The 15,364-nt window shown below is 59.9% G+C and carries 16 protein-coding genes; 14 read left to right on the forward strand and 2 right to left on the reverse strand.

The window, feature by feature from the left end; all coding sequences use genetic code 11:
- Nucleotides 1–113: 113 nt before the first annotated feature.
- The 7 genes from CLU94_RS19120 (at nucleotide 114) to CLU94_RS19155 (ending at nucleotide 7,501) form a co-directional block, all read left to right on the forward strand.
- On the forward strand, nucleotides 114–1,985 hold the full coding sequence (locus tag CLU94_RS19120) for a LamG-like jellyroll fold domain-containing protein (protein ID WP_099666792.1): 1,872 nt from the start codon (nucleotides 114–116) through the stop codon (nucleotides 1,983–1,985).
- Nucleotides 1,986–2,119: 134 nt separating this feature from the next.
- Complete coding sequence (locus CLU94_RS19125) at nucleotides 2,120–2,575, forward strand: FKBP-type peptidyl-prolyl cis-trans isomerase (protein ID WP_070224501.1); 456 nt, start codon at nucleotides 2,120–2,122, stop codon at nucleotides 2,573–2,575.
- A gap of 9 nt (nucleotides 2,576–2,584) precedes the next feature.
- Nucleotides 2,585–3,532 carry a 4-hydroxy-3-methylbut-2-enyl diphosphate reductase gene (gene ispH / locus CLU94_RS19130; protein WP_099666793.1) on the forward strand — a complete coding sequence of 316 codons (948 nt, stop codon included), beginning with the start codon at nucleotides 2,585–2,587 and terminating at the stop codon, nucleotides 3,530–3,532.
- A gap of 297 nt (nucleotides 3,533–3,829) precedes the next feature.
- The gene (locus CLU94_RS19140) at nucleotides 3,830–4,759 is read left to right on the forward strand and encodes a branched-chain amino acid ABC transporter permease (RefSeq protein ID WP_077407985.1); all 930 of its coding nucleotides are present in this window, start codon (nucleotides 3,830–3,832) and stop codon (nucleotides 4,757–4,759) included.
- A gap of 22 nt (nucleotides 4,760–4,781) precedes the next feature.
- Nucleotides 4,782–5,999: an ABC transporter permease subunit gene (locus CLU94_RS19145; protein WP_099666794.1), complete on the forward strand. Its 1,218-nt coding sequence runs from the start codon at nucleotides 4,782–4,784 to the stop codon at nucleotides 5,997–5,999.
- A gap of 12 nt (nucleotides 6,000–6,011) precedes the next feature.
- Nucleotides 6,012–6,785, forward strand: a complete 774-nt coding sequence (locus tag CLU94_RS19150) for an ABC transporter ATP-binding protein (protein ID WP_099666795.1) — start codon at nucleotides 6,012–6,014, stop codon at nucleotides 6,783–6,785.
- The gene (locus CLU94_RS19155; RefSeq protein WP_070256673.1) at nucleotides 6,782–7,501 is read left to right on the forward strand and encodes an ABC transporter ATP-binding protein; all 720 of its coding nucleotides are present in this window, start codon (nucleotides 6,782–6,784) and stop codon (nucleotides 7,499–7,501) included. The genes CLU94_RS19150 and CLU94_RS19155 overlap by 4 nt, the downstream gene beginning before the upstream one ends.
- Before the next feature lie 133 nt (nucleotides 7,502–7,634).
- Here CLU94_RS19155 and CLU94_RS19160 read toward each other — a convergent pair whose 3' ends face one another.
- Nucleotides 7,635–8,201 carry a phasin family protein gene (locus tag CLU94_RS19160; protein WP_099666796.1) on the reverse strand — a complete coding sequence of 189 codons (567 nt, stop codon included), beginning with the start codon at nucleotides 8,199–8,201 and terminating at the stop codon, nucleotides 7,635–7,637.
- A gap of 350 nt (nucleotides 8,202–8,551) precedes the next feature.
- Between CLU94_RS19160 and CLU94_RS19165 the strand changes: the two genes are divergently transcribed.
- From CLU94_RS19165 to pbpG, 3 genes are all read left to right on the forward strand, one after another.
- Nucleotides 8,552–9,469, forward strand: a complete 918-nt coding sequence (locus CLU94_RS19165) for a DMT family transporter (RefSeq protein WP_099666797.1) — start codon at nucleotides 8,552–8,554, stop codon at nucleotides 9,467–9,469.
- 25 nt (nucleotides 9,470–9,494) lie between these two features.
- Nucleotides 9,495–10,214 carry a nitroreductase gene (locus tag CLU94_RS19170; protein ID WP_099666798.1) on the forward strand — a complete coding sequence of 240 codons (720 nt, stop codon included), beginning with the start codon at nucleotides 9,495–9,497 and terminating at the stop codon, nucleotides 10,212–10,214.
- 177 nt (nucleotides 10,215–10,391) lie between these two features.
- Nucleotides 10,392–11,465, forward strand: coding sequence for a D-alanyl-D-alanine endopeptidase (gene pbpG / locus CLU94_RS19175; protein ID WP_099666799.1), 1,074 nt, complete (start codon nucleotides 10,392–10,394; stop codon nucleotides 11,463–11,465).
- A gap of 89 nt (nucleotides 11,466–11,554) precedes the next feature.
- Here the strand turns inward: pbpG and CLU94_RS19180 are convergent, their stop codons facing one another.
- A complete protein-coding gene (locus tag CLU94_RS19180) occupies nucleotides 11,555–12,334 on the reverse strand; it encodes an IclR family transcriptional regulator (protein WP_099666800.1) in 780 nt (259 codons plus the stop codon).
- Nucleotides 12,335–12,485: 151 nt separating this feature from the next.
- Here CLU94_RS19180 and CLU94_RS19185 point away from each other — a divergent pair, with 151 nt between their 5' ends.
- The 4 genes from CLU94_RS19185 (at nucleotide 12,486) to CLU94_RS19200 (ending at nucleotide 15,308) form a co-directional block, all read left to right on the forward strand.
- Nucleotides 12,486–12,869 (forward strand): diacylglycerol kinase, encoded by a 384-nt coding sequence (locus CLU94_RS19185; protein ID WP_099666801.1) that lies wholly within the window; start codon nucleotides 12,486–12,488, stop codon nucleotides 12,867–12,869.
- 130 nt (nucleotides 12,870–12,999) lie between these two features.
- On the forward strand, nucleotides 13,000–14,004 hold the full coding sequence (locus CLU94_RS19190) for a sulfate ABC transporter substrate-binding protein (RefSeq protein WP_099666802.1): 1,005 nt from the start codon (nucleotides 13,000–13,002) through the stop codon (nucleotides 14,002–14,004).
- A 53-nt stretch (nucleotides 14,005–14,057) separates the two neighbouring features.
- The gene (locus CLU94_RS19195; RefSeq protein ID WP_034747509.1) at nucleotides 14,058–14,624 is read left to right on the forward strand and encodes an RBBP9/YdeN family alpha/beta hydrolase; all 567 of its coding nucleotides are present in this window, start codon (nucleotides 14,058–14,060) and stop codon (nucleotides 14,622–14,624) included.
- 45 nt (nucleotides 14,625–14,669) lie between these two features.
- The gene (locus tag CLU94_RS19200; RefSeq protein ID WP_034785187.1) at nucleotides 14,670–15,308 is read left to right on the forward strand and encodes a peroxiredoxin; all 639 of its coding nucleotides are present in this window, start codon (nucleotides 14,670–14,672) and stop codon (nucleotides 15,306–15,308) included.
- Nucleotides 15,309–15,364 lie beyond the last annotated feature (56 nt).

Below are 15,364 nucleotides of genomic sequence, written 5' to 3' on the forward strand. Positions count from 1 at the left end.
CTGGCCATTTTCAAGCGCTATGATTTGCCTGTCGTTGCATTCCATGCAAGTTGCAGCGGCGGGGAGTCAGGGCCCTGAACTCAATGTCTTCCACTTGTTTTACAGGAGTCGTCATGCCGTACATCAAAGTTATCAATGGAGTCATGCAAGAGTTCAACGCCGCCGGCGTCAACACGGGCAAGGTCAGCGGCATCGGCCTCAATGCGCACGCGTATCTGGAGCGCCGTCAATGGAGCGCTACCGCACCGCTGGCGCCGGAAGTGGAACATCCTGATTACAGTACCGATTTGCCTTATCTTGCGGCCAACGGCTTCAAGTACATCCAGGTGATGGTGGCGCCATTCAACGGCAAACTGGCTGACGGTACGGGCTATCAGGTATGGGACTACGTTGTGGGCGCGCCGAGGTTTGCCACCGACAACACGGTCGTGGACCTGAGAATCCAGGATAAATATTGGAAAGCGGTGCAGGCGCTGCTTGACTATGCGCTGGCCAATGGCATCGGCATCATCGCCTGTCCATTCTGGAATCCCTTTGCCGTGCCGGAGTTGGTGGGGGAAGCGGGCGCTACGGGAGCTACGCCGGACGAGCACGATGCCGCCGCGCGCGCCGCACTGGCCAATCCACAATCGAAAACACGCCACTACATGCGTGCCTTTGCCAAGGCGTTTGCGCAGCGCTACAGCAACCACGCCGGCATCGCCGCCTGGATGGCTGCACAGGAACTGATGGCCATTGCCAAGATAGACTTGACTACCACCCGCGAAATCATCCAGGAAACGGCGCAAGCGCTGCGCGACAACGATGCCCTGGGGCGGATGATTTCCTCGGGTAATGCAGGAATCCCCGCTTACATACCGCACCAGGGTACCCTCGAACAATACATTGCGGAAACCCTGCCATTGATAAATCCGGATCCTGTCGACTGTATTTGTGAAAACCTGTTCTTGAATAATGAATATGTCAGCAGCGCCATGAACAGCAGTGCGGATCTGCCGGCCGACTTCGTCTCGTCTTCGCTCGCCTACCTGCAGGTGATGCAGCGCGCTGCCCATGCCTTGGGCAAACCGTATTACCTTGGCAGCTTTTGCTTGTCGAAAGAGCAAGAAACGGCGTTGCAAGATACCGAACGGCAAGACAACCTGCATGCCTTGCTGAGCGCCATACGCCGTACGGGCGTGCAACTGGCGTGCTATTGGGCCTGGAATGCGGGGAAAACCATGGAGCGCGCCGGTTTGAACCTGGTGGAGACGCCGGGCTACAGTAACAAACGCAAGGCTGTCTGGGACGCCTTGCGCGGCCAAGATGCCATGCGCCCGGCACCGCCCAAGCCCTGTTTCGGCGTGACGAAGACCTTGCAATTCAAGCCTGGCCTGCTGCTCACCGTGCCGTCGTCCGTGCGCTACGAGAGTGCGGATTTTTCGCTGTCGTATTGCATCCGGCAACAGGACTTCTCTTCGACCGTTGCTCTGGCGCAGGCTTTTATCGCACATCAGGCGAACAAGAAAGGATGGGTGCTGCTGACGCAGGATATCAAGACGTTCCTGTATTTATTCAATGGCGTTGGCGACAATGGCCTGGGCGCCAACAGCAATGGGCATGGCTTGAAGGTGGACATTCCCAACCGCTGGTTCCGCTGTACTTATACTGTGAAGCATGATGGACGCATCAGCCTGTATGTGGATGATTTCCTCATGTATCAGAGTTTGCAAAACATGGCGCCGCCATTCTTGAATGCCACTGGCACCCCGCTGGTGATCGGCCGCGCCGTGCATGCGCAGGAGCAGGGCGCGCCAGCCTGGCAGTTGTCGGACGTCATCCTGTACGACCGCGTGCTGACGCCGAAGGAAGTGTATGACTATGGCCAGTATGGCATCGTGCACCGGCCCGTAGGGCGCTGGAAGCTCGACGGCAACCTGGAAGACAGCTCCGGCTTCGGCAATCACGCCAGCACGGCGGGCGGGTTGACGTACGTCAACGTCTGATTCGTCGATTCGACGTCGGATGTGTTGCGCGGCCATGTTTTTTGACAAAAGCATGGCCGCGCCGAGATGGCATGGGGCGCGCTGGCTCAGGGTGGCTTACAATATCGTTTTGCACCAGTTACTTGAAAACTACTATGTCCAACGAGCAACCAGCAGTCGTCACCGAAGCGGCTTACCTCACCCTGCATTATCGTCTTGCCACTGTTGACGGTACTGACATTGTCACGACCTTCAGCGGCAATCCCGCGACCTTGATGCTGGGACAGGGCCAGCTGGCGCCGTTCCTCGAGCAGCGCTTGCTGGGCTTGCCTGAAGGCACGCACCAGACGTTCGAGCTGGCGGCCGGCGAAGGTTTCGGCGAGCGCAATCCCGAGCTGGTGCAGTCCGTCTCGCGCGCCACCCTGGACGAGAACTCCGTGCCGGGCGCCGACTACAAGATCGGCGACCTGGTCGATTTCGCCGCGCCGGGCGGCGGCCGCTTTGCCGGCGTGCTGCGCGAAATGCGCGAGGACTCGGCCCTGTTCGACTTCAACCATCCGCTGGCTGGCCAGCCGCTGCGTTTTGAAGTCAAGCTCATCTCGGTCCTGTAAGGAGTAGCGATGGATAAGGAACTGTTACTGGCCCAGCCCCGCGGCTTTTGCGCTGGCGTCGACCGGGCGATCGAAATCGTCGAGCGCGCCTTGCAGCAATTTGGCGCACCGATCTATGTGCGCCATGAAATCGTCCACAACGCCTATGTGGTGGCCGACTTGCGCAACAAGGGCGCCATCTTCATCGACGACCTCGATGACGTGCCTGCAGGCAATACGCTCGTGTTTTCCGCGCATGGCGTGTCGAAAGCCGTGCGCGCCGAGGCGGAATCGCGCGGCCTGAGCATTTTTGACGCGACTTGCCCGCTGGTCACCAAGGTGCACATGGAAGTGAGCAAGATGCGCCGCGAAGGCCGCGAGATCATCATGATCGGCCACGATGGCCATCCCGAGGTGGAAGGCACGATGGGCCAGGCCGATATGGGCATGCATCTGGTGGAAACGCTCGAGGATGTGGCGAAATTGCAAGTTGCCAATCCGGAAAGCCTGGCCTATGTTTCGCAAACAACGTTGTCAGTTGACGACACTAGCGACATTATTGCGGCCTTGAAAGCGAAATATCCGAATATCGCCGAGCCGAAAAAAGGCGACATCTGCTACGCCACCACCAACCGCCAGGAAGCCGTGAAATTCATGGCCCCGCAAGTGGAAGTGGTGATCGTCGTGGGCAGCCCGAACAGCTCGAATTCGAACCGCCTGCGCGAAGTGGCCGAGAAGATGGGCACGCCTGCCTACATGGTCGACAATGCCTCGCAAATCGATCCCGCCTGGCTGGAAGGCAAGCTGCGCGTGGGTGTGACGGCCGGCGCCTCGGCGCCCGAGGTGCTGGTGCAAGCCGTCATCGACCGCTTGAAAGAGTGCGGCGTGAAGAGCGTGCGCCCGCTCGACGGCGTGCAGGAAGCCGTCACGTTCCCGATGCCGAAAGGCCTCGATGGCCTCAAGCGCGACGTCGCCTGAGTCTGCAGGACGATTGAGTATCGGTGAAATAGTTACCTCAAAACCGAATTTAATTCGGAAATGATCGATTTATTCCAAGCTTAGTTTTTGCAAAAGATCGTTATGATTGCCTCAAGCTTGAATATGTTGTCGTTATGACTAAGCAAGGTCACGCCTTTTTTGAGTGCGTGCACCATGCTGGTGAGAACGGTCCAGGGATGGCACTGCAGGAATTCTTCCTCCGGTGCCGTTTTTGTATCAGCGACCCATGTTCTGGCGGAAGTTGTTCCCGAAAAATGCATATTTGATAGGGCAATCATGGATACATTCATCCAGCAGATCATCAACGGCTTGGTGTTGGGCAGCATGTATGCCTTAGTCGCCCTCGGTTACACAATGGTGTATGGCGTCTTGAATCTGATCAACTTCGCCCACGGCGACGTGCTCATGATCGGCGCCATGGTGGGCTTGAGCATTCTCAAGCTGCTGGGCATTTATGTACCGGACTGGCCCGGCTATTTGAAACTGGCCACCGCCATCCTCGGCGCCATTCCCATCTGTATTCTGGTCAACATCATCATCGAGCGGGTCGCCTACCGCCGCCTGCGCAACGCCCCCCGCCTCGCCCCCCTGATTACCGCCATCGGCGTTTCCATCCTGCTGCAAACCTTCGCCATGATGATCTGGACGCGCAATCCCTTGCCTTTCCCGCAATTGCTGTCGACGGACCCCATCAACATAGGGGGCGCCGTGATTTCGCAAACGCAAGTGCTGCTGCTGGCCCTGGCCGCGCTGTCGATGGGCGGATTGGTGTTGCTGGTGGAAAAAACGAAAATGGGCCGCGCCATGCGCGCCACGGCGGAAAATCCCCGCGTGGCGGGCCTCATGGGCGTCGATTCCGACAAGGTCATCGTCGCCACCTTTGCCATCGGCGCCGCGCTGGCCGCCGTGGCGGGCGTGATGTGGGGCGCCAATTACGCGTCCATCCAGTTTTCCATGGGCGCCATCCCCGGCTTGAAAGCCTTTTGCGCGGCCGTGCTGGGCGGCATCGGCAATATCTACGGCGCCATGCTGGGCGGTGTCTTGCTGGGCATTATCGAGAGCCTGGGCGCCGGCTATATCGGCGACATCACGGGCGGCTTCCTGGGCAGCCACTACCAGGATATCTTTGCCTTCGTCGTGCTGATCATCGTGCTGACCCTGCGTCCGTCCGGCATCATGGGCGAACGCGTGGCCGACCGTGCCTGATGTGAAACTGGGAGACTGAATCATGGCACTACTCGATTTTGACGCTAAGAAAAATCCGACCAAAGCCTACGCCGGCATGCTGGGCCTGGCCGCGCTGCTGATGGTGTTCCCGTTTTTTGCCGCGCAGTTCGGCAACTCGTGGGTGCGCATCATCGACATGGCCTTGCTGTACATCATGCTGGCCCTGGGCTTGAACATCGTCGTCGGCTTCGCCGGCCTGCTCGACCTCGGTTATATCGCCTTCTATGCCGTGGGCGCCTACCTGACGGCCTTGCTGGCGTCGCCCCAGTTCGCCATCCTGCTCGAATCGGTGGTGAATCAATATCCGGTGCTGGGCGCATCCCTGGTGCAGCTGATGGGCCCGGAAATCCGCGAAAACGGCATCCACCTGTCGATCTGGATCATCGTGCCGCTGGCCGCAGCCGTGGCAGGCCTGTTCGGCGCCCTGCTGGGCGCGCCCACCTTGAAACTGCGCGGCGACTACCTGGCCATCGTGACCCTGGGTTTTGGCGAGATCATCCGCATTTTCATGAACAATTTGAACGACCCGATCAATTTCACGAACGGTCCGCAAGGCATCAATTTGATCGACCCGATCCGCATCTTCGGCGTCAACCTGGCGGGCGAGGCGGGCACCAACAGCACCGTGACGGTGGCCGGTTTTTCCATGCCGTCCGTGAATGCTTATTATTTTCTTTTCCTCTTCCTGTGCATCACCGTCGTGTTCGTCACCAAGCGCTTGCAGCATTCGCGCCTGGGCCGCGCCTGGGTGGCCATCCGCGAAGACGAGATCGCCGCCAAGGCCATGGGCATCAACACGCGCAACGTGAAATTGCTGGCTTTTTCCATGGGCGCCTCGTTCGGCGGCGTGGCTGGCGCCATGTTTGCGTCCTTTCAGGGCTTTGTTTCGCCGGAATCGTTCTCGCTGACGGAATCGATCGCCGTGCTGGCCATGGTGGTGCTGGGCGGCATCGGCCATATCCCCGGCGTGATCCTCGGCGGCGTGATCCTCGCCTCGATACCGGAAGTGCTGCGCCATGTGGTGGAACCGGCCCAGCAGGCGCTGTTCGGCCACGTGGTGATCGAGGCGGAAGTGCTGCGCCAGCTGCTGTACGGCCTGGCCATGGTGTTGATCATGCTCAATCGTCCTGCGGGACTGTGGCCATCGCCGAAGCACGAAGACCGGCCCGACCACGATGTGGACCAGCCGAACAAATCCACCGGCGTCGTGTCCGCTTAAGGGAGGGATAGTATGAGCGAACAGATCATTCTCAATATCGCCGGCGTAAACAAGCGTTTCGGCGGCTTGCAGGCGCTCACCGACGTGGGCATCACCATCCGCCAGGGCCAGATCTACGGCTTGATCGGCCCGAACGGCGCCGGCAAGACGACATTTTTCAACGTGATCACGGGCCTGTACCAGCCCGACACGGGCACCTTCGAGCTGGCCGGCAAGCCGTATTCGCCGTCCGCGCCGCACCAGGTGGCGAAGGCGGGCATCGCGCGCACCTTCCAGAATATCCGTCTGTTCGGCGACATGACGGCGCTGGAAAACGTCATGGTGGGGCGCCACGTGCGCTCGCACCAGGGCGTGTTCGGCGCCATCTTCCGCCACAAGGCGGCGCGCGAGGAAGAGGCATCCATCCGCAAGCGGGCCATGGAGTTGCTCGATTTCGTCGGCATCGCCCAGTTCGCCAACCGGACGGCGCGCTTCCTGTCGTATGGCGACCAGCGGCGCCTGGAAATCGCCCGCGCGCTGGCCACCGACCCGACCCTGCTGGCCTTGGACGAGCCGGCGGCCGGCATGAACGCGACGGAAAAGCTGGCCCTGCGCGAGTTGCTGGTGAAAATCAAGGCGGAAGGCAAGACCGTGCTCCTGATCGAGCATGATGTGAAACTGATGATGGGGCTGTGCGACCGCATCACGGTGCTCGAATATGGCAAGCGCATCGCGGAAGGCTTGCCGGCCGAAATACAACAAAACCAGGCCGTCATCGAGGCTTACCTGGGGGGATCGCACGCATGAGCAATATATTGAAGGTGGCGGGCCTGCACGTGGCCTACGGCGGCATCAAGGCGGTGAAAGGCATCGACCTGGAAGTCAACGAGGGCGAGCTGATCGCCCTGATCGGCGCGAACGGCGCGGGCAAGACGACGACCCTGAAAGCCATCACGGGCACTTTGCCTGCCTGCAAGATCGAGGGCACGATCAGCTACCTGGGCGAATCGCTGAAGGGCACGAAATCGTTCCACCTGGTGGAACGGAAACTGGCCATGGTGCCGGAAGGGCGGGGCGTGTTTACCCGCATGTCGATCCGCGAAAACCTCATGATGGGCGCCTACACGCGCACGGACAAGGCGGGCGTCGAGGACGACATCGCCCGCTGGTTCGACGTGTTTCCCCGCCTGAAGGAAAGGGCGGCGCAGATGGCCGGCACCCTGTCCGGCGGCGAGCAGCAGATGCTGGCCATGGCGCGCGCCCTGATGAGCCATCCGAAGCTGCTGCTGCTCGACGAGCCGTCGATGGGCCTGTCGCCCATCATGGTCGAGAAAATCTTCGAGGTGATCCGCAAGGTGTCGTCCGAAGGCATCACGATCTTGCTGGTCGAACAGAATGCCCGCCTGGCCCTGCAGGCGGCACACCGCGGCTACGTGATGGATTCCGGCCTGGTCACCATGGGCGGCAACGCGGCCGCCATGCTCGACGACCCGCGCGTGAAGGCGGCGTATCTGGGCGAGTAAGCGCGTTCGGGAAGTGTTCAGGCATAAAAAATGCCCCAGCTGGGCTGGGGCATAATGGCATCCGTCGGGGAAGTGCGGGATGGATGCCTGGAGGAGCCGATAACAGCAGACCGCCGTGGCGGCCGCTTGATAATTACTTGGCGGCAGTGCGCGGCACGATTTTTTCAGCCGCTTGCGTGAACTGGTTCACGGCCGACGTCAGGTTCGCTTCGATGGCTTCGACGGCTTGCTTGCTGGTTTTCGAGAATTGCTCGTAGCCTGCATTGGCGTTGCCGATGGCGCTTTTCAGGATGGCGACGGCGTTTTCCGAACCGGCTGGCGCGTTCTTGGTGACTTCTTCCACCAGCGACAGGACTTTACGGTTGGTTTCAGCGATCTGCGATTCAGCAGCTTTGCTGAATTCGGCTTGCGTGCCCGACGTGATGGCAGCCAGGTGGCGGCCGTAAGCGATGGCTTTTTCGGCGCCAGGCTGGGCTTGGGCAGAGGCCAGCGAGAAGAATTCTTGTGGATCTTTTGCCGACAGCAATTGCTTGGCGGCGGCGGTCGATTCTTCCAGCGTTGCCTTGGCAGCGGTCAGGTTCAGTTCGACGATCTTTTCGATGCCTTCGAAGGCCTTGCCCGTCAGCGACGAGAACAGGGCGAATTGGGCTTCCAGGTTGGCTTTGGTAGCGGACGAAAATTGCTCAGGAATTGAAAACATATAAATCTCCAAAAAATCGAAATCTGGTTAATTTGATGCTGCGTGTACCGTTTGGGAAAGCAGGTGAATCTAAATTTTTCAAGCTGAACAAGAATTGTGCAACGCAACAAACCCTATTCTACGGCGAAAAAAACGTAAGTCAAGCGATTCTTGTGCGATGCAACAATTGAATAGATTTGCATCAAAAGTCATTGTTTCTAAAGAGAAATATTTGATTTCTACCTGTTAATGGTTTGTGCTTAAACTATCGTTTCCAGTGCCTGCGGGGACGATCGCGGCGCAGCATGCTAGACTTTGCCTCCCGCACTGGGCAACGCCCCGGTGCCGATCCCGTTTCCCGAGTCGATACCATGTCCAATCCTCCCGCCGCGGCTGGCGCCAGCGGCAAAGCCTCTTTCCTGACTAACTTGGCGCCGATGGCCTTGCCCGGCTTCTTCGTGTTGTTATGGAGCACAGGTTTTATTGTGGCCAAGTTCGGCTTGCCGTATGCGCCGCCGCTGACCTTTTTGCTGCTGCGCTTCCTTGGCGTGCTGGTCATTTTGTTGCCGCTGGTGCTGCTGTTGCGCGCGCCGTGGCCCGTGGGCCAATTCCGCCAGATCGCCGTGGCCGGCATCCTGATGCAAGCCGGTTACCTGGCCGGCGTGTGGTGCGCCATCAAGCTGGGCATGCCGGCCGGCCTGTCTGCGCTGATTGTCGGCATGCAGCCCGTGCTGACGGCCTGCGCCGCTCCCCTGATCGGCGAATCCGTGCGCCCGCGCCAGTGGCTGGGCCTGTTCTTTGGCTTGCTGGGCGTGGCCCTCGTCGTGTATGCGAAGATCAACCTCGTGGGCTTGACCGTGGAAAGCGTGCTGCTGTGCGTGTTCGCGCTGCTGTCGATGACGGCCGGCACCATGTACCAAAAACGCCACTGTCCGCACTTTGACTTGCGCACCGGCACGGTGGTGCAGTTTGCCGCCTCCATCGTGGTGGTCTTGCCATTCGCCCTGTATTACGAAGGATTGGACTTGCATTTCAGCAATGTTCAATGGACGGCGAATTTCATCGGCGCCTTGCTGTGGTCGGTGCTCGTGCTGTCCATCGGCGCCATCTTCCTGCTGTTCGCCCTGATCCGCCGCAGCGATGCGACGAAAGTGACGGGCTTGCTGTACCTGACGCCGCCCACGACGGCCGTGATGGCCTGGCTGATGTTTGGCGAAGCCTTTAATATGCTGGGCATCGCCGGCATGCTGGTGGCCGTGGTCGGCGTGGTGTTCGTGGTCAAGAAATAATAAGCTATAGCGGGAGAGCAGGGCAGTGAACAAGCAAGCATTGGAAACACCAGCGGCGCAGCAAGCCGTCGATAGCGTCATCCTGTCGCGCCGTTCCATCCGCGCCTTTTTGCCCACGCCGGTGGCGCAGGACGAGATCGCGCGCATCCTGGAAGTGGCGGCGCGCGCGCCTTCGGGCGCCAACATGCAGCCGTGGAAAGTGTATGTGCTGTCGGGCGAAGCCCGCCTGCGCCTGTCGCAGCGCATCCTGGCCGCCTACGCCGCACCGAAGGCGCCCGATGCGCCCGCGCGCACGGCCTCATATATCTATTACCCGCGCCAGTGGACGGCGCCATTCATCGAGCGCCGCCGCAAGATCGGCCTGGACCTGTACCAACTGCTGGGCCTGGAACGGGGCGACACGGCCGGCATGGCGGCCCAGCATGGGCGCAATTTCCAGTTTTTCGATGCGCCCGTGGGCCTGATCTTTACCATCGAGCGGGTACTGGAACAGGGTTCCTGGCTCGACTACGGCATGTTTTTGCAAAACATCATGCTGGCGGCGCGTGCGCGGGGACTCGACACGTGCCCGCAGGCGGCCTTCATCCATTACCATGACATCATCCGCGACGAACTGGGCGTGCCGGCCGGTGAAATGGTGGTGTGCGGCATGGCCCTCGGCTATGCCGACCCGGACAAGGTCGAGAACCGCCTGAACACGGAGCGCGAGCCGCTGGCCGGCTTTGTTAAATTCATGGACAAATAGACATTACTGGCGACGGGCGGAGAAAAACAGCCGGTTAAGGATGAGTTTGTTTGCTGATCGCCAACGATTTGTATTTCATTGCTGCAATAAATACTGTCCTAACTGTTAAATAGGCTTGCGATTGCTCTGCATTTCGCTACACTGCAATAAGGCAACAGCTTCACGGGGAATTATCGAATGGCTAAGTTTAAACTTGCGCTGGGTATCCTGGCTTCCCTGCTGTTTGCACTGGCGCCGGCTGCGGCCGTGCACGCCAAGGAAGCGAACGGCAAATCCTCAGCCTCGAAGAAACACAACACCAAGAAAATCAAAGTCGTGCTGCGCAAGGGCGCGACGGCCGCGCCGCGCGAAAAGACCGTGCGCCGGGTCGTCATGGTGCGCGGCAAACGCAAGGTCATCTATCAAAAAGTCAGTAGCGTGGCCGTGCCCATGGCCGCACCGATGCCCACCATGGGCGACCTGGCGGGCCTGAACCTGACGCGTGATCCGCTCGACCTGAAGTCCAGCGTGGCGCTGGTGCTGGACCAGGCGAATGCGGAAGTGTTGTTTGAAAAGAATTCCAATGTGGCCCTGCCCATCGCCTCCATCACCAAGATGATGACGGGCCTGGTGGTGGTCGAAGCGCGCCAGGACATGGATGAGTTGCTGACGATCACGGACGAGGACGTCGACCGCGCCAAGTTCAGCAGCTCGCGCCTGAAAGTGGGTTCGCAATTGACGCGCGCGAATATGCTGCACATCGCCCTGATGAGCTCGGAAAACCGCGCCGCCTCGGCGCTGGGCCGCAATTATCCGGGCGGCTTGCCGGCGTTTGTCGACGCCATGAACAGCAAGGCGCGCCAGCTGGGCATGATGGATACGCATTACGTCGATTCCAGCGGCTTGTCGAAGATGAACGTGGCCAGCGCGCGCGACCTGGGCAAGCTGGCCATGGCCGCCTTCCGCCATCCGCTGCTGCGCGAGTACTCGACGGACCCGAAAGCCATCGTCGAAGCCAGCGGCCAGCCCATGCAGTTTGGCAATACGAATCACCTGGTGGCCAATCCGGGCTGGGAAATCGGCTTGCAAAAGACGGGGTTCATCAATGAGGCGGGACGTTGTCTGATGATGCAGGCGGTCATCGAAGGACGGGCCGTGATCATGGTCTTCCTCGATTCCAAGGGGAAACAGTCGCGTACGGCCGATGCGGGACGCATGCGCAAGTGGCTGGAAGCCTTGAAACCAGCCAACATGAGCCTGCCCGGCGGCTAAAAATATCCATGGCGGCGTTGCACTAACTCGCAGTACTAGTCGTACTGCCTTCGTTAGTGCGCCTTGCCCTGAACATTTTTATGCGGAAGTCAGTCTTGCGGGATATAACCCAATGTGACGGAAATCTGGTTCGCCGTTTCCACCAGATCCACCAGCCACTCATCCTGCAGGCGGTCGGCCGGTGCCGAGATCGACAGGCCGGCGATCAGCTTGCCTGTATCGTCGCGGATGCCGGCCGCCATGCAGCGCACGCCCAGTTCCAGCTCTTCATTGTCGCGCGCATAGCCGCGCTCGCGAACCAGGCTCAGCTCGCGCTCGAGCTTTTGCAGATCCGTGATGGAATTCTTGTTGTGCCCGGCCAGTCCCGTGCGCGTGGCGTAGGCGCGGATGGCTTTCGGCTCGTCCACGGAGAGGAACAGCTTGCCCGTCGAGGTCAGGTGCAGCGGACCGCGGCCGCCGATGGCGCGCACCACCTGCATGCCCGAGCGCTCGGAGAAGGCGCGGTCGATGTAGACGATCTCGTCGCCCTGGCGCACGGACAGGTTGATGGTTTGCTGGGTTTTCTTGTGCAGCTGGCGCATGAAGTCCAGCGCCGCTTCGCGCACGCTGAGGCGGCTTTTCACCACATTGCCCAGTTCCAGCAGGCGCATGCCCAGCCGGTACGTGCCCGGTTCGATGCGGTCGACAAAGCGCGTCAGCACCATGTCGTTGAGGATGCGGTGCGCCGTCGAGGGGTGCAAACCGGAAACCTTGGATAATTCCTTCAGGCTGACCGGGTCGGAATATTTGGCCAGGGCATCGAGCAGGGCGACCATGCGTTCGATCACCTGGATCGTCGTCTTCGGGGCAGCGACCGGTTCAATTTTCATGATGGATTTGGTGCAATGCAGTATTCATGCTTCTTTATACCATGATGTGAAAAAATAGTGAAATGTTCCGAGATATTCAGCGAATAAATGGTCACAGTGCTATGTCGCCCCCATAATGTGCCCACTGCGCCTGCTTTACATATGGAAAACTATGCAACCTGTAAACGAATTCAAAAGTAAAAGTGGCTTGAAACGGATTTTTTCCGCTTTTTTCTACTCGCTCGATGGCTTGAAAGCGGCCTGGCGCCATGAACACGCGTTCCGCCAGGAACTCGGTTTGTTCGTCGTCGGCACCGTGATCGCCTTGCTGCTGCGCGTCTCCGCCTTTGAAAAACTGGTGCTGATCGGCGTGCTGCTGCTGGTGCTGATCGTCGAACTGATCAATTCCGCCATCGAAGCCGTGGTCGACCGCATCTCGCTGGACCGCCATCCGCTGTCGAAGAACGCCAAGGATTTCGGCAGCGCGGCCGTGCTGCTGACCTGCATCCTGGCCTTCGCCACGTGGGCCGTCGTATTATTTAACCGTTTCTATTAAGCGCTTTATCCCCGTTGCGTACCGTCCATATGCGAAAAATGTATATCAAACGGCGAAACGCTTCGTTCTCTTTGCGGCCATAGCGCCGTAATCTGGTGGCTCTGAAAGTTCAACCACACGGGGATCTTAGATGCTGTCGAAAAAAATCATCACTGCCGCCGCCATCAGCGCGTTTGCCCTTCTGCAAACGGCGCAGGCTGCCGATATCACCCTGCTCAACGTGTCATACGACCCGACGCGCGAGCTGTACCAGGATGTGAATACGGCGTTTGCCAAGGAGTGGAAAGGCAAGACGGGCGACAACGTCAAGATCAAGCAATCGCACGGCGGTTCCGGCAAGCAGGCGCGCGCCGTCATCGACGGCCTGGAAGCGGACGTGGTCACTTTGGCCCTGGCCTACGACATCGACGCGCTGGCCGAGCACAAGCTGCTGGCCGCCGACTGGCAAAAGCGCTTGGCGCACAACAGCTCGCCTTACACCTCGACCATCGTGTTTCTGGTGCGCAAGGGCAACCCGAAAGGCATCAAGGATTGGAATGACTTGATCAAGCCGGGCGTGTCCGTCATCACGCCGAACCCGAAAACCTCGGGCGGCGCCCGCTGGAACCACCTGGCCGCGTGGGGTTATGCCTTGCGCCAGCCGGGCGGCAACGAAGCCAAAGCGAAGGATTTCCTCGGCAAACTGTATAAAAACGTGCCCGTGCTCGATTCCGGCGCGCGCGGCGCCACCACCACGTTCGTGGAACGGGGCATCGGCGACGTGCTGATCGCCTGGGAAAACGAGGCTTACCTGGCCGTCAAGGAACTGGGTCCGACCAAGTTCGACATCATCACCCCATCCGTCAGCATCCTGGCCGAGCCGCCCGTCGCCGTCGTCGACAAGTTTGCCGACAAGCACGGCACGCGCAAGGTGGCCGAGGCTTACCTGAACTACCTGTACACGGACGAAGCGCAAGACATCATCGCGAAGAACTACTACCGTCCGGCAACGGACAAGGCGGCAAAGAAATACGCGTCGCAGTTCGCCAAGGTCAACCTGTTCACCATCGAGCAAGTGGCCGGCGGCTGGACGGCGGCACAGAAGGCGCACTTTGCCGACGGCGGCATCTTCGACCAGATCTATCAGCCGAAGTAATCTTCACCGGCAGGCGGCAACGCTTGCCGGAATCGATCACGCAAGGACACATCATGGCGCTGCGCAGCTTTTCCGATTACCGGGTATTGATCGTGCCGGGCTTGCATAACAGCGGTCCCGAGCATTGGCAGAGCCGCTGGCAGCGCCTGTATCCGCAATTCGAGCGGGTCGAGCAGGACGACTGGAACGCTCCCGACCTGGCCACCTGGTCGGCGCGCCTGGATCAGGTGCGACGCCAGGATGCGCGCCCGACCCTGATCGTCGCCCACAGCTTCGGCTGCCTGACGACGGCGCACAGCCTGGCCCGCGACCCGCAGGGCGTGGCCGGCGTGCTGCTGGTGGGGCCGGCCGATCCCGACAAGTTTGGCGTGGCGAAGGCATTGCCGCAAAAGCGGCTGCCTTGCCCTGGCATCCTGATCGCCAGCCAGACGGACCCGTGGATGACGGCCGAACACGCGGCGCAGTGGGCACGGCGCTGGAATTGCAAGTATATTGATGGCGGTGCGCTGGGCCATATCAACGCCGAGTCGCGCCTTGGTGACTGGGTCTATGGCCAAGCGCAACTGCAAACACTGTTTGATCTGGCGCAAAGCGACAAACGCCACCGTCAGGCAGCCTGATTCGACGCACATCCCATTGCCACACAACCTCTCAAGGAGATCACGATGACTTTACGCCTGGGCGATGTCGCCCCTGATTTTGAACAAGACAGCTCGATCGGCCCCCTCAAGTTCCACGAGTGGGCGGGCAATTCCTGGGTGGTGCTGTTTTCCCACCCGGCCGACTTCACCCCCGTGTGCACGACGGAACTGGGCTTGACGGCCAAGCTCAAGCCGGAATTCGACAAGCGCAACGTGAAGGCCATCGCCCTGTCCGTGGATGCGGCCGAGTCGCACAAGAGCTGGATCAAGGATATCGAAGAGACGCAAAACACGGTGGTGGGCTTCCCCATCATCGCCGACGTCGACAAGAAAGTATCGGTGCTGTACGACATGATCCACCCGGAACAGTCCGTCACGGCCACCGTGCGCTCCGTCTTCATCGTCGACCCGAACAAGAAAGTGCGCCTGATCCTCACGTATCCGCTGAGCACTGGCCGCAACTTCAATGAAATCCTGCGCGTCATCGACGCCCTGCAGCTGACGGACGGCTACACGGTCGCCACGCCCGGCAACTGGAAAGATGGCGACGACGTCATCATTCCATTGACGGTGCAAGACCCGGACGTGATCAAGCAGAAATATCCGAAGGGATTTACGGCAGCCAAGCCCTATCTGCGTTTGACGCCGCAGCCAAACAAGTAATTCCGGGGTCAGTTGCTTCGCAATCGGAATGCGTCCCATTGGGACGCATTCCCCCT

Origin of the sequence: Janthinobacterium sp. 13 (assembly GCF_002749695.1) — a bacterium.
GTDB classification, from domain to species: Bacteria; Pseudomonadota; Gammaproteobacteria; order Burkholderiales; family Burkholderiaceae_D; genus Janthinobacterium; species Janthinobacterium kumbetense.